Raw genomic sequence first — 15,316 nt, 5'->3', positions numbered from 1 at the left:
AAGAAACAATCAAAAGAACAAAGAAAAAAAATTCTCTGATCAAGATAAAAAGACAAAAACAAAGGTTATCATTCAGCAGAATCGGAAGATTCCATTCATTATTAAACTTTTGTACAAAATAAATATGGTTTTAAATGAAACTTTTTTATAAAAATGTCATTCAGGAAAAATCTATTTCCATAAAAAGGAAATAGTAAAGTCGTATGTATAAATTAGTTGCAAAATAGATCCCTCCTGGATGACAGTGATAAGGTTTATGAATAGGTCAGGTTAATAGATAATCTTTGGTTGTTCCCAAAATGTTACTTTTCTTATTTCCGAGAATCCATGTTGGATTTATCAATAGATGAACATGATTTGACATGATACAATAGGCAATAAGTTTATATCTTATGCCATCCAGCTCGTGAAGTTTTTTAGCCACAGTAACAGCAATTCTTTCATCTTTCAACCATTGTGGACCTGTGGAACACTTATCCAGCCAGTCATCAAATTTCGTGAAGTTACGTTTCTCCAATTTGTATTTCTCAATATTGAATTTTTTTTATCAAATTTTCTCCGGAGATATTTGATATAAGCTTCTTGTTCTGCTTTAAATATTTGCGATACATCAACTGGTAGTGAACCGGCCAAACGAAAAGTAATAAAATAATTCTTATCTCGTGGGTGAAGATGTGGCAGGTTACGTCTGTAATAAACTGTTTCTTCAGACATTGTTTTATCTACAAAGTGATTTAACAATTTTAATCAAAGTTCTGGCATTTTATTATATCTAAACAAGCGAGATAAATCTCGCGTTACATAACCGTTCACTTCATCATTGGCACATTCACCCCTTGTTCTTTGGCAGTCTGGATCGCTTCATCGTAGCCGGCGTCTACATGGCGGGCGACGCCAATTCCCGGGTCGTTGGTGAGAACCCGTTTTATTTTTGCAGCAGCTTCCGGAGTGCCGTCTGCGACAGTTACCTGGCCGGCATGTATAGACAAGCCAATGCCAACGCCGCCGCCATGATGTACTGAAACCCAGGTTGCACCGGAAACCGCATTCAGCAATGCATTTAAAATCGGCCAGTCGGCAATGGCATCGCTGCCATCCTTCATGCCTTCGGTTTCACGGTTGGGTGAAGCGACTGAGCCAGTATCCAGGTGATCCCTTCCAATCACGATTGGAGCTGAGACTTTGCCTGATTTTACCAACTCATTAAATGCCAGACCTGCCTTATCACGTTCGCCATAACCGAGCCAGCAAATTCTTGCCGGCAAACCCTGGAATGCCACCCGCTCCCGAGCAAGGGTAATCCAGCGATGCAGCATTTTGTCATGAGGAAAAAGTTCCAGGATCGTTTCGTCCGTTTTATACAGATCCTCGGGATCGCCGGATAAAACAACCCAACGGAATGGTCCTTTACCCTCACAAAAAAGCGGCCGGATATATGCCGGCACGAATCCTGGAAAGTTAAATGCATTTTCTACCCCGGCTTTCTTTGCCTGGCCGCGAATATTGTTGCCATAATCAAATGTAATCGCACCTCGTCGCTGCAGCTCCAACATTGCCTTTACGTGTGTCGCAATAGACCGGTAACTTAAGCTGATATATTTTTCAGGATCGGACTTTCTTAAGGCCAGGGCTTCTTGATATGGCAGCCCGGCCGGTACATAACCCTGTAACTCATCATGGGCAGATGTCTGATCGGTCAGCACGTCGGGAATGACATTTCTCCTTATTAATTCTGGCAGAACGTCGGCTGCATTTCCCAGCAGGCCAACAGATAAGGGAGATTTAGATTCTTTTGCAGACAACACCCAATTGACCGCCTCATCCAAGTCCTCAGTTTTTTGGTCAAGATATTTGGTTTGAATACGTCGATTAATACGGTCCGGATCTACCTCTACAGCCAGCATCACGCCGTTATTCATAGTGGCGGCCAAAGGTTGTGCGCCACCCATGCCTCCCAATCCTGCCGTTACCAGCAGTTTTCCAGTCAAATCACCACCAAAATGTCGTTCAGCCACAGCGGCGAAGGTTTCATAAGTACCCTGCAATATTCCCTGGGTTCCAATATAAATCCAACTCCCAGCAGTCATCTGCCCGTACATGATTAGGCCCAATGCATCCAGTTTGCGGAATTCATCCCATGTCGCCCAGTCCGGAACCAGCATTGCATTAGAGATTAAAACTCGTGGTGCATCGGGATGAGTTTTAAAAACGGCCACCGCTTTGCCGGATTGAACCAACAGGGTTTCGTCATTTTCGAGTTCTTTTAAGCTTTTTACAATAGCATGATAACATTGCCAATTCCTTGCTGCTTTTCCGGAACCGCCATAGATAATCAGTTCTTCAGGAAGCTCTGCAACTTCTGGATCTAGATTATTCATCAGCATACGCATGGCGGCTTCTTGCTGCCAGCCTTTGCAGGAAATTTCACTTCCTCGGGGTGCTCTAATTGGCACATATGTTGATTGTGACATGCTCATCCCTTTCATGAATTGTTTAACCTGGTTAGGTCAACACGAAAATATTAAACGGGTCTAATAACTTCAAATGGTTTTAATAAAGATGGGGTTTAGGAACAAACTTCCATAGATTCTTCTTCAGCCAAACTATGATCAAACTTGAAAACATACTAAGTGCCGCTCTTTCCGATTGTTTCTGCTGCCATTTTCTCAAAAGGTTACGGACAATCTCCGTTTAATCAAATTGCTTCTTTTCGACTAATTCTTTAAATTCAGCTTCGGTTAAAATTTGAATGCCAAGCTCTTTCGCTTTTTGTAATTTCGATCCGGCATCTTTTCCAGCTATCACAAAATCCGTCCTTGATGAAACGCTACCGGCCGCCTTGCCACCAAAATTCACAACAATTTCTTTTGCTTGATCGCGCGTTATTATTTCCAATCCACCTGTAAATACAAAAGTCTTTCCGGCAAGAAAATGATTGTCTGATATTTGATCTGCTTGGGGATATTGAATCTCGACTCCTGAATCGAACAAACGTCTGAGCGTTTCCTGGTTTTCATCGCGATGGAAAAATTCCAATATCGAATGAGCGACTATCGGACCAATACCGTTGATCTCCTTCAAGTTCTCTTCATCTGCGTCGATTAATTCCTGCAAATCAGAAAAATTTTCAGACAATATCCTAGTAACATATTCACCGACGCCATGAATACCCAGGGCATAAAGAAACCGTCTAAAGTCAATCTTTTTATTTTTTTCCACCTGGTCTATAAGATTTTGAGCAGATTTGTCGCCCCAACGTTCCAGTCCGACAAGCTGCTCCTTTTTCAAAAAAAACACATCTTCCGGAGTTTTGACCAGGTTTTCCGCTATCAATTGATCGATGTTTTCTCCGCCAAATCCATCTATATTAAATGCCCTTTTACTGGCCATATGCCATAGCCGGCCTTTGAGTTGCGCCGGACAAGAAAAATTCACACAATAATAATAAGCTCCTTCCATTTCCAATTCAGTCTGGCAAACAGGACAGCGATCCGGCATGACAATTTTCGTTTCATCACCTGTCCTCTGCTGTACAATTGGTTTAACGACTTTGGGGATTACATCTCCTGCTCTTTCCACCAGAACCCGGTCACCGATTTTTAGATCAATTTGCTGGATTATTTCTTCGGTATGCAATGTCGCCCGAGAAACAGTAACCCCACCAATGTTAACAGGCTCGAGAACAGCAACCGGTGTAATAATACCGGTACGTCCCACTTGAAACTTGACATCTAACAGACGTGTGGTTTCTTGCCGGGCGGGAAATTTGTAAGCTACTAACCAGCGTGGATGACGGGTTTTCGTTCCTAAACGATTTTGACTTGCAAGCGAATTTACTTTGAACACGACTCCATCAATTTCAAATGGCAAATCATCCCGTACCGACAACATATATTGATAATAATCGATGGCGTCATCGATACCATGACACAATTTAATATTTTCAAAAACCTGGAAACCCCAATCCTTCAGCATATTCAAAATTTCCAAATGATCAGAAAATTTCACCCCTTCGAATCCACCGACACCCCAACCAAAATAATTTAGATTTCTTTTTGCAGTTTTCGCAGGGTCTAACTGTCTAACCGCACCGGAAGTCATATTCCTTGGATTGGCAAAAGGAGGTTCATTGTTATTCAGCCGTTCTTCATTTAGCTTGCGAAAATCAGCCGTCGCGATGAGAACTTCACCCCTTATCTCAACTAAAGAGGGCGCGGTATGTTTATCAGTCATTAGTTTGAGTGGAACCGTATTTATGGTTCTAATATTGTCAGTTACATCGTCTCCGATAGAACCATCCCCCCGGGTTACCCCGCGAATCAGCATGCCATTTTCATAAGTAAGGGACATGCTTATGCCGTCGAACTTTGGTTCTCCTGTGTATTCTACTGCTTCAACTCCTAATCCATCGCGGACTCGCCGGTCGAAATCAAGGAATTCAGTTTCGTTAAAGGCATCTTCCATACTTAGCATTTGTACAATATGCGGTGCAGATTTGAAACCAGTCCCTACCTCTCGCGGTGCACCTACTCTTTGAGTAGGGGAATCCGGCGTGATTAGTTCTGGGAAGAGAGTTTCGAGTTCTCCTAATTCTCGCAATAAGCGATCGTACTCGGCATCTGATACAACCGGATCGGAAAGTATATAATAACGATGGTTATGAAAATGCAATTGCTCCCGGAGCTGAACTATCTTCTCTTCTGCAGTTTGTTTATCCATTCAACAACCTTAAATAAACATTGAATAATAGTAAATAATATGAATGACCCGTTAGTTAGAATTCGATCAATCATAAATTAACTGGCAAAATAAAACTTGAGAGGGGAAGAAAATCCCGCCTCCGGTGGGGTGTTCAAGGGTGTGTAAATTCATCTAACAAATTAATCCTTCACTTCAAGTTCAAATTAGTTATCTTCTCTTCATGTGATTCTTAACTATTTTGTCTGTTTTCGATCCACGAAAACTTTATAAGGTGACTTCTGACATCGATCTCTTTGTTTTTTTAGTAAAATTACACACCCTTAAATCCCCTCTCAAGATTCTCAAGAGGGGACTTTGGGATCTTTTAACTTGTCTGGTTTTTTTCTTAAAAAAACTAATACAATTTTTTAGCTGGTCATTCATAGTAATAATAATAGTAATTAAATTAGTTATATTTTATCTGATGAGATCGATGTTCTATTGTTTGTTCAGAAATAGAATTTTGTGATTTATATGGATTTCACAAATATACCGTTTTTTGCTAAGGATTATTACAGAACAAGGAAATTGTCCTATTAAAATAAAAATTGAATGGCTTATAAATCCGATTTAAATAATTTTGGATGCGCCATAATTCGAATTTCATCACGAAGTTTAGCAGCAAGTTCAAAATTTTCCGTTTGAACAGCTTCATTCATTTCCCGTTCCAATTTTTCCAGTGGATCTTCAGGTTTTAGTTCATTAATCTCTTTCATCCAACGCTGTAGAAAAATCAATTCATGATGCGTACTTGCTGATTCATTGGGAACTTCAGTCTGGAGTCTTTCAATCTGGTCGACACCCTTTTTTACATGGGCTATTGCCAAATCAAAATTTTTATCTTTCAATGCGATCGAGGCTCTTGCCCTTGTGTACATCATTAGTACGAAAGGACGAAATTGATCAAATATTAATTTATCTTTTGGATCCAAAGCATAGCGTTCTACAAAATCAAAGGCTTTAATATTTCGATTCGTATCCCGAACCACACTTTCAAAATCACCAAGATAAAATAGACTTAGATAACGATGGTAGTATTGAACCGCTTCTTGTTGAAGATTCAGGCAGTCCTCTTTGCTCAATTCAAATCCTTCATCCGTCTTTTTTTTAAGCTTATGTTGCTTAAGATTGTTTAGATAATGATCGAGTAGAGATTCCTTTCCAAAGGGCCGTTTCCCATCAGGGCGTCCATCCAATTCCATTTGCAAGATACCTAGGTCAACCCTTAGCTGAATCTTTTCTCTCCCATCTTCACCAATAATTCGCCTGACATTTACCTTGGAAGGATCGTGAGGCCATTCCCGCAATAAACGATTAATGTCTTTTCCACTTGATAGCATGTAGCAAATTCTTTATCAATTCAAAATATTAATATGTACTAAAATTAGGCTCGTATTTCAATCTAATTCAGACTGAGCTAGGTAAGACTATTTAAGCCATAATCCATAATCGGATCGATCCGGAATTATCACAATAGACATATTCCAAAAACCAGCATTTTAGATACAAAGCCAAAAATAAGATCAAATTTATGAATTTGAGTTTGTAAGTAACAAATCAGCCACCCTTACTACAACCATCGTCATGTCATCATGTTGGGGGGTATCACCTGTGAAAAGTTTGACTTTTTCTTGAACATCCTCCAAGATTTCCGAGGCACTTTTTTCCATGGATGTTTTAATGACTTTGAGCAGCCTATCTTCGCCAAATTCCTGTCGGGAATTATCCATTGCTTCTGAGAAACCAGCGATGTACCGAGAACTTTCCTCGTGGGAATTTCCAAACTCATCTGAATTTCGACTATCGGCTAACTGATTATCAATCGAAATTAACTGCCCGGTTGTCGAAATTTCAAACCGCAATGATTTTTGATTATCATCCGCAACTGACGCTGTCGAAACTGAATCCCGACTTTCTTTTAAGTCTGAATAGTTGATGCGCCAATAATAGCCCGGCAGGTTCTCATTTATTTTTTTTGCAGTTTCTTTCAAACCATATTTTTTTTGATGATCTTCTAAAAGTTTGTTCTGGCGGTGCAACGATACAGATGGGTCTTTATCTGTAACATCTATATTCAATTTTCTTGCTAGTATTTTAGACTTTTCAATTGCAGCTGATTGATCTACAGTTAGTTTAAGGGAAGAAAAATCATCATATGGTGGATAAAACATGATGAATAAAACAAGGCCAAGAGTTCCCACAATAAGAAAAAATAAAAGATGTTTTACAGAATTCGTTTGACTCATATGATAGGGTAGTTTTAATTATTACGGATAAAAGAAATTATAAATGCTATTTGAAAACCAAGTGTAAATTAATAAAAAATGAAACCATTGCAAAAAAAACTCCCAATCTTCAAAATAAGGATTGGGAGTTAATTATAAATAATTAAATAGGGTGCTACATAGTAAACATTAAACGGCTCATTATGAGTCTTCCGATTTTTGGAGCCCCGATAAATTCGCGATGTTTATTATTTAGTACGTTATTAATCGATAAATCCCACCGCAGACCCTGGGCAAAATCATTCAGGTCATAGCCAAAGTTAATATCCAGTAAGAAATAGTCCTCGACACCATTTTTTCCGTCCCCGTAGGGTGCGGGAAGACCACCTACATAGGGTCCTGAAAAAACCGGAAATCCTTTTATAAAACGAGCTGATGCCCCAAATGTAATACCAGAGGGGGTATTGTGTGCAAAACCACCCTTTACCTTAAGGGAAGGAGCGTTTAATGCCAGCTTTATATCAACATTTGCTTCATCCAATTCTTTGTTATCGAAGAAATCATCACTCACCATAGAAATGTTTCCAAAGATTCGTGTATTTTGATTGGCAAAATATTGGAAACTAGCGTCGATTCCCCAGTATTCAACTTTACCAAAATTTTTGTAAGTTCCCAGTAACTCGGGCGCTACTCCTACACCAAGGTCGTTTTCATTTGGTACTACAAGGGCGACAGGCGTAGATGCACTCGGCAACTGATCTGCTGCGAGGCCTATGATGAGGGCGGCAACAGCATCGGGTGTAAAACCCAGGGCAGCAAGAGTGGCAGCCAGCTCAGTATTATTGGTTATACCTTGCGCAAGACCGGCTTCCAAATCTGCGATTAGTGTTGGTACCAGAACAAATGGTGTTTCGATTAAAACCGGACCCACAAAATTCTCTTTAGTGGTATAATAAGCATCAATCGCAAACATAAAGCGATTGTTGAAAAGGCCTTTGTATCCAGCTTCCAAAGTTTGACTAATCGTTTCTCTTATAGGGCTTATATTTGCAACGTCTGAAACCGGATCGATTGAGAATGTTGTTGTATTCAGAATACCCAGGACTCCCCTAGAAAAACCAGTAACATCGGTAAGTCCTGGAGCAAAAGCATTAATCAAGCCCTGGATGATGATATTGGGGAACGTATTCAACGGCGCCGGAAGCTGGGCTTTCAATTCTTCAATTGGGATTGCAGCCAAACCGGCATACACTGCACCCCAGACTGCGTCCAAAGGCAATCCAACTGGTTGAGCTAAGCCCAGTGTTGCCGGATTAATACTTCTGGCAACCAAGTCTGTTCCAGCAAAGGCTAGGTAATCAGGATTCCTTGGAAAGACATATCCATCCTTAGATCCCCGGCCCCGGATTACGAACGGAAGCGCTGCATCCGGTGCACGTGCCACAATGTCCAAAAAGAGTGGATTGTTCCCTGGTGCAGAAAAAGCGCGATTGTAGGTAGCACGAAATGAGTTATTAGTATTTGGTTTAAAGACCATTGCAATTCGTGGTGATAATTGAAGTTTCTCCTGAATATTATTGTAGTCACCGCGCAATGCCAAAGTTAAATCAAACTTTCGAGACAACCTGGTAAGCGTTTGAATGTAAGTACCAAACTCCGTAATCGTATCGTCGTCTTCATTTCTACCGTAAATCGTACCTTCCGTATCCGGCCTTGTGTTATCTAAATCTACCCCGAAAATAACTTGTTGGTTTTCTGAAAGATCAAAATCATATTGTGCCTGAAAATTAACCTGAAGCGTGTTATCGACAACTTTAACTCTGCTACCATAAACAAAGGAATCTCCACCATCATTATTATTAAAATATGCTTGAGCAAAAAATCGACCTGTCTGAAGACGAAGCTGACCATATTTGTAGCCAAATCCGTCAGCCTGGACTGTCCCAATGCCTGTAAGTAAAACTGCGGTCAGGGTCGAATATCCGCCAGTTGCAGTCAGTGTAGCATCATCATTAATTCGAAATTGCAACGTCCCATTGAGGTTCAATTTTTTGTAATCATAATTTCTTTCTAGTCCCGCAGCATCAAGATCAAGTTGAGCTTTATCCAAAAGATCGCTGGCATCCAATTCCCAATCGTTGGCTTGTCCATATTGGCCTGTGAACTTGTATGCCACATTATCACTCAATAAACCTGCGTGACGAATGGCGCCCGTGTAAAAGCTTCGTTCTCCTCCTGACAATGATATAGTGGTCCCAGGATAGGTAAACGGACTTTTAGTGATATAATGAATAACCCCCACATCAACACCAGGACCATAGAGGGCCGAACCCGGGCCTCTAACAATTTCAATTTTCTCTAAGTCCTCCAAAAGGTTGGGCATGATTGAATTGAGGTTAACGGCAAGTGAGGGCACGGCAGCCTGCCTGTAATCCGTCAAAATATAAGTAGCGCCTGAAAACGCGTTATTGAAGCCTCGTAATACGATTTCGCGGCGATCTATTCCAGTTGTAGCCATATCAATTCCAGGATAGTTAACCAGGACTGCAGCGGAACTTGGCGCAATTGCTCCACGTAAATCAGACTCACTAATTATTGATATGGAAGCCGGAGCATCGAGTATTTTTACCGCACGTCGAGATGCAGTCACACTCACTGCATCCAAAAATAGGCCACCAAGAGCAAGCTCTACCGAAATTATTTTAGTCTCACCGGAAGAAAACGTTGTATTCTCCATGATATATTTTTGATAACCAATAAAAGAAACTGTCACCGTATAAGTGCCAGCTGGAATATTCCTTACTTCAAACGAACCGGAAGCATTTGCAGCGCTGCCTCTTTGGGCTTGATTATTAAATATCTGGATATTTGCCCCAGGAAGTGGGTTTCCATCCGTTTTATCTACAACACTACCTTTCAACACGGCATTTTGACTAAAGGCAGCGCTTGCAGTAACCATTATCAGTAAAATTATTATAAAGACTGATTTGATGTTTCGTAATAATGGGTTTTTCATATGGTTCACCTCCGTTAAATGAATAAATTTTAAATTTGGCCAAAACAGTATGCTCTTCTGGAATTTCCGCTACTAAAAATTTTCAAGTAAATTAATCTTATCAGCTTCAAAAAGCAAGATAATTTTTACAATATATTACAAACATGTCATGTATTTATATTGTTTCCCAATATTATTGCAAAAAAGCCTTGACTTGGAAATTGTAATTTAACATATTACAGTTTCATTAACTTTAATATTTTAATAATCTTATAGACAATTAACTAAAAAGACATTTGCTGATCAGATTTCATCAGCATTTTATAATATTAAAATCAATCAAACCTTTACTAATATTTAAATATCAAATTTGAAAGCAATTACCTTAATTAACCTCATGGAAGGTTTATTTTTTTCATCTAACAGTAGGAGGGTAACATGTTAAAACGGTTTACTACTTTTGTTGGTATATTGGCAGTATTGGTAACCTTAACCGGTAACGTTTCTGGGCAAGTCCCCAATTTGTTGTGGCAGGACAATTTTAATGACACAGCAATTGATCCAAATGCACTGTTTAGCATCGATGGCACGGGTGTCGGCTGGCTGCGATTTACCGCGGATGTCGGATTAGTCGGTTCGAGTGTTCTGCAAATCGATAACGAGTTGGTTGTCACATCTGGCAATTTTGCAGGACTTGCTTCCGTGGGCATTATCCAATCAAACGGAGTGCCTTTCATAAATCCACAGGACTCTTCAGGGACGCATGCAGCTCTGCTCCGAGATCCCCCTTATGGCAGCCCGGACGAAGTCATTACTTTTCAGATCAATTTTGTGAATTTCACAAATCCTGCGGGTTCTTATTTTGCTTTGGGAGCAAGATCAGATTTTTCCGATACTTCGGAAGTTTTTACGAATCCTGATCCCAGGGAGGATACACCTGGATATCCATTGTTCGTTAGCCCTGGTGCTGGTGTTGTAAGGCTTGCGACTTTTGGGGACCCGCGCCCGGGCGCTCCGTTGCAGAGTCTGGCTCCGGAAAGCTGGACAGTTCTCGGTGCGTCTACGTTTGCTTTTGCGGCTGATACCTATTATTGGTGCAAATATTATCTCAAAGGAGGAGACGTTAAAGTGAAATTTTGGACTGGTGAAAAAGCAGATGAACCGGCTGCATGGCTTATCGAGGCAACAGATCCGACTCCTCGAGTTACAGGAGAGTGGCTAACCTTTGCATTTGTCGGTACTGTGGCGGATTCTGGAACGACATTCAAGCTTGATAACCTAACGGTAGAAGGATTCGATTCGACTGCCACTGCAGTTGCATCGGATGAAACACAGATTCCAACTTCATTTACCTTGGACCAAAACTATCCAAACCCGTTCAATCCAACCACAACGATTCACTATGAATTGCAGACCCCTTCTGAGGTAGTCTTGAAGATTTATGACGCACTTGGTAAAGAAATCAGGGAGCTGATCCACTCAAAACAACCGGCTGGCAGCAACTCCGCTGTTTGGGATGGAAAAGACGATGCCGGCCAACTCGTCAGCTCCGGTATATACATTTACAGAGTACAGGCAGGGAATCAAATCCTAAGCAAAAAAATGGTACTTTTGCAATAATCGTTAAGCAACCTGGCAGGTTTGAAAAACCTGCCAGGTTTTCTATTTTATTGCCTGCCATCAATTAAAGCATCGACAACCGAAGGATCTGCCAGGGTCGAAATATCGCCAAGGTTTTCAATATCTCCTTCTGCAATTTTTCGCAATACTCTCCGCATAATTTTACCGGATCTGGTCTTCGGTAAAGCAGGGTTAAATTGGATTTTGTCAGGCGTAGCATGTGGTCCAATTTCTTTTCTAACACTGGCTCTGATATTTTCCTTGTGCTCATCATCAGGGAATTCTCCGGTTTTTAAAGTCACAAATGCATAAATAGCTTCACCCTTAATTTCATGGGGAAATCCAACCACGGCCGCTTCTGCAACGCCTGCTGCTTTACCGATTGCACCTTCCACTTCAGCAGAGCCAATTCGATGCCCGGATATATTGAGGACATCATCAACTCTTCCGGTAATCCAATAATAACCATCTTCATCCCTTTTTGCTCCATCTCCGGTAAAATAATAACCGGGATATTGGCTGAAATAAGTTTTACGAAAACGTTCATGATCTCCATAAACCGTTCTCATTAATCCCGGCCAGGCACGTTTTATGGCTAAAAATCCGGCTGCTGCTCCTTCAAGTTCTTTACCAGCCTGATCTAAGATGACTGGATAAATTCCAAAGAATGGCAGGGTTGCAGAACCTGGTTTGGTAGGAATCGCTCCCGGAAGGGGTGTGATCAATATTCCACCGGTCTCGGTTTGCCACCAGGTATCGACTATCGGACATTGCTCCTTTCCGATAACTTTGTGATACCACATCCAATCGGGCTCTTTGATGGGCTCACCGACTGTTCCAAGGAGTCTTAATGAAGAAAGATTTTGCTTTTCAGGCCATGAATCTCCTTCTTTCATTAAAGCACGAATTGCCGTTGGGGCAGTGTAAAATAGATTAATTTTGTGTTTTTCTACAACTTGCCAAAAACGTCCGAAATCAGGATAATTGGGTACTCCTTCGTACATCACACTAATTGCACGATTTGCCAATGGGCCATATACAATGTATGAATGTCCAGTTATCCACCCGATATCAGCTGTGCACCAATAGATATCACCTTCGTGATAATCAAATATTATTTCATGAGTGTAGGATGCATAAACCAGGTACCCACCGGTCGTATGTAAAACTCCTTTTGGTTTGCCGGTGGACCCTGAGGTATAGAGAATAAATAAAGGATCTTCAGCATCCATTTGTTCAGGAGGGCATTTAGCCTCGGCATTTCTTATACATTCATGCCACCAAATATCCCGATCTTCGTTCCAATCAACAGAACCACCTGTTCTTTGTACCACGATCATATTTTTTATTGAAGGACAATCTTCCAGCGCTGAATCAGCATTGGCTTTCATGGGGATATCTTGTTTTTCACCCCGAACTGCCGTATCCTGGGTAATTAATATTTTGCAAGATGAATCATTGATTCGATTACGCAATGAATCAGCGCTAAAAGCGCCAAATACAATCGAATGAATCGCCCCAATCCTGGCACAAGCCAACATAGCGATGGGTAATTCAGGTATCATTTGCATATAAATACAAACCCGATCACCCTTTTGCACTCCTATGGCTTTTAAAGCATTTGCAAATTTTTGCACTTGCTCTAATAACTCACTATAAGTAATTGTTTTAGATACCGACGGATCATTGCTCTCCCAAATAATAGCAGTTTTGTCTCCATGTCCTGCATTAACATGGCGATCCAGGCAATTGTAACTGACATTTAGCTTGCCGCCAATAAACCATTTAATATCTGCCGTTATAAAATCATACTCAGAGACTTTGTCCCATTTTTTGTACCAATCAACTCGTTCAGCAATTCGACCCCAAAACAGATCAGGATCTTCAATAGATTGGTTGTATAACTCATGATATTGCTCTAATGATTGTACGTGCGCTCTTTTAGAAAAACCTAAATCGGGGGCAAATTTAATTTCAGTATTCATCCTTTATCTCCTATAAATACAAAGGAATAAATTAATTAACCATTCATTTCAATGTTTGAATTATTTTCTAATTCGAATTTCCTAACAATAACAGAAGCTGTTCTCCCTAGGAATGATATAATGAAAGTAATCAACGTACCAATTACTATAAACCATGGCCATGCAAGGCTAGTGTTGTATTTAATGAGAATGATTACAATAATGCTTAAAGCCATACCAACAATATTGCTTACCGTACTGCCTCTGGATTTCATTAATAATCCAATTAAAAATATACCTAATAGCGCTCCATAGAAAAGAGTCATGACCCCAAGTGCAATACTCAACAAATCTGTTTCAGGATTAGCCTCGTAATAATAAACTACCAGTAATGCTGCTCCCACTAATAGTGCACCAATCAATATCGTTGCTAAACGGGAAACTTTCAGATAATGCTTTGAATCTGCATTTTTCCTAAAATATGGTTTGTAAAAGTCGGTTACAACTGTAGCGCTCATCGCATTTAACGCTGAATCTAGGCTAGACATGGCTGCAGCAAATACAGATGCTAAAACAAGCCCGGTAATACCCATAGGAAGAATTTCAACAATATAATGGAGAAAAAAATGACCGTTTTTTCCTGAAGCTCGTAATTGGTCTGCAATTTCAACCATATGGTGACCGGTTGGCAATTGAGTTACATATACAAAAAGTAATTGTCCTATAAAAATAAAAAGGAGTGCAACCATCACACTGAGAAAGCCACTCATCCATAAAGATCGTTTACCTTCTTTACTATTTTTGCATGTAAGTAAGCGCTGGACCATATCATGATCAGTGCCGTGAGTAGCCATCGTTAGGAAAAATCCACCAATGACTGCCGGGATAAAATGATACGGATTCAACAAGGCCGCTGAGCCGCCATCAAGTGTAGTCCACCTAAAATCGAAAACCCTGAACTTACCAGCTTCTGCAACCTGGTCAATAATTTCACTGAAAGATAAAGGAATATGACTGATCAAACTCAAGACAGTTATAATTCCACCCCCGACAAGTATAACAGCTTGTGCAACATCAGTCCAAATTACTGCTTTTATTCCGCCAAGCCAGGTATAAGCGATGGCTACAATAGCAAGAATGATGATTGAAGATGTCATATCCAGACCTGTGGCAACATTAATGGCTATAGATGCTATAAACAACCGGGCGCCGCTGGCAAACAATCTACCTAACAAAAATACACCTGCAACGGATGTGTGTGTAGGTGCTCCAAAACGATGGGTTAAATATCCATATATTGTGTAAACTTGAAACCGGTAAAAAACACCCAGGAAAACTGCAGCTATTACAAACCGGGCTAATACAGTCCCTATTGAAAACTGCATATAGGTCATATCTCTTATATAGCCTTGCTCCGGCGCTCCAAGGAATGTGGCCGCACTAATTTCAGTAGCTACCATTGAAAGAAGTGCTGCCCACCACGGGATACTGCGCCCACCTAAAAAAAAGTCCTTTAAATTTTCCTGCTTTTTACTCACCCAAAGCCCTAATATGATGGTTCCAGTCAAATAAAGGGCAATTACAATCCAGTCAAAGAGGGACATTTTTTTCTTTCAATAGACGACTAAGAAAAGGATAAAAATAAACTATTTATTTATTAACCTGACCTGACCTATTCATAATCCTTATAATTTTTATCCAAGAAAAGATCATTTCACCCTATTTCCATGCTTAATATTCTTCTTTTTCATATGTTTGGAAATCGATACCGT

9 protein-coding genes are annotated in these 15,316 nt (G+C 40.4%); 1 reads left to right on the top strand and 8 read right to left on the bottom strand.

The window, feature by feature from the left end:
- Nucleotides 1–447: 447 nt before the first annotated feature.
- From IIC38_16400 to IIC38_16375, 6 genes are all read right to left on the bottom strand, one after another.
- A complete protein-coding gene (locus tag IIC38_16400) occupies nt 448–714 on the bottom strand; it encodes a hypothetical protein (protein ID MCH8127516.1) in 267 nt (88 codons plus the stop codon).
- A gap of 95 nt (nt 715–809) precedes the next feature.
- Nucleotides 810–2,477: a urocanate hydratase gene (gene hutU / locus IIC38_16395; protein MCH8127515.1), complete on the bottom strand. Its 1,668-nt coding sequence runs from the start codon at nt 2,475–2,477 to the stop codon at nt 810–812.
- A 214-nt stretch (nt 2,478–2,691) separates the two neighbouring features.
- A complete protein-coding gene (gene ligA / locus IIC38_16390) occupies nt 2,692–4,719 on the bottom strand; it encodes an NAD-dependent DNA ligase LigA (GenBank protein ID MCH8127514.1) in 2,028 nt (675 codons plus the stop codon).
- 578 nt (nt 4,720–5,297) lie between these two features.
- Complete coding sequence (locus IIC38_16385; protein ID MCH8127513.1) at nt 5,298–6,080, bottom strand: UvrB/UvrC motif-containing protein; 783 nt, start codon at nt 6,078–6,080, stop codon at nt 5,298–5,300.
- Nucleotides 6,081–6,269: 189 nt separating this feature from the next.
- Nucleotides 6,270–6,911 carry a SpoIIE family protein phosphatase gene (locus IIC38_16380; protein MCH8127512.1) on the bottom strand — a complete coding sequence of 214 codons (642 nt, stop codon included), beginning with the start codon at nt 6,909–6,911 and terminating at the stop codon, nt 6,270–6,272.
- Between the two features lie 229 nt (nt 6,912–7,140).
- On the bottom strand, nt 7,141–9,981 hold the full coding sequence (locus IIC38_16375; GenBank protein MCH8127511.1) for a TonB-dependent receptor: 2,841 nt from the start codon (nt 9,979–9,981) through the stop codon (nt 7,141–7,143).
- 417 nt (nt 9,982–10,398) lie between these two features.
- Between IIC38_16375 and IIC38_16370 the strand changes: the two genes are divergently transcribed.
- Nucleotides 10,399–11,580, top strand: coding sequence for a T9SS type A sorting domain-containing protein (locus IIC38_16370; protein MCH8127510.1), 1,182 nt, complete (start codon nt 10,399–10,401; stop codon nt 11,578–11,580).
- 47 nt (nt 11,581–11,627) lie between these two features.
- Here the strand turns inward: IIC38_16370 and acs are convergent, their stop codons facing one another.
- Both acs and IIC38_16360 read right to left on the bottom strand, forming a co-directional pair.
- Entirely contained in the window at nt 11,628–13,565 is a 1,938-nt protein-coding gene (gene acs / locus IIC38_16365) for an acetate--CoA ligase (protein ID MCH8127509.1), read from the bottom strand.
- 35 nt (nt 13,566–13,600) lie between these two features.
- Entirely contained in the window at nt 13,601–15,148 is a 1,548-nt protein-coding gene (locus IIC38_16360) for a sodium/solute symporter (protein ID MCH8127508.1), read from the bottom strand.
- Nucleotides 15,149–15,316 lie beyond the last annotated feature (168 nt).

Source organism: candidate division KSB1 bacterium (genome assembly GCA_022566355.1).
GTDB lineage: Bacteria > Zhuqueibacterota > JdFR-76 > JdFR-76 > DREG01 > JADFJB01.
The sequence above is the reverse complement of the archived record's forward strand: the minus strand, read 5'-3'. Positions and strand labels throughout refer to the sequence as shown.

What these genes read in the sequence shown, in the direction of transcription:
- IIC38_16385 (MCH8127513.1), bottom strand. Translation starts at nt 6,080, where the DNA reads ATGCTATCAAGTGGAAAAGACATTAATCGTTTATTGCGGGAATGGCCT.
- IIC38_16400 (MCH8127516.1), bottom strand. Translation starts at nt 714, where the DNA reads ATGTCTGAAGAAACAGTTTATTACAGACGTAACCTGCCACATCTTCAC.
- ligA (MCH8127514.1), bottom strand. Translation starts at nt 4,719, where the DNA reads ATGGATAAACAAACTGCAGAAGAGAAGATAGTTCAGCTCCGGGAGCAA.
- IIC38_16380 (MCH8127512.1), bottom strand. Translation starts at nt 6,911, where the DNA reads ATGTTTTATCCACCATATGATGATTTTTCTTCCCTTAAACTAACTGTA.
- IIC38_16375 (MCH8127511.1), bottom strand. Translation starts at nt 9,981, where the DNA reads ATGAAAAACCCATTATTACGAAACATCAAATCAGTCTTTATAATAATT.
- IIC38_16370 (MCH8127510.1), top strand. Translation starts at nt 10,399, where the DNA reads ATGTTAAAACGGTTTACTACTTTTGTTGGTATATTGGCAGTATTGGTA.
- IIC38_16360 (MCH8127508.1), bottom strand. Translation starts at nt 15,148, where the DNA reads ATGTCCCTCTTTGACTGGATTGTAATTGCCCTTTATTTGACTGGAACC.
- hutU (MCH8127515.1), bottom strand. Translation starts at nt 2,477, where the DNA reads ATGAGCATGTCACAATCAACATATGTGCCAATTAGAGCACCCCGAGGA.
- acs (MCH8127509.1), bottom strand. Translation starts at nt 13,565, where the DNA reads ATGAATACTGAAATTAAATTTGCCCCCGATTTAGGTTTTTCTAAAAGA.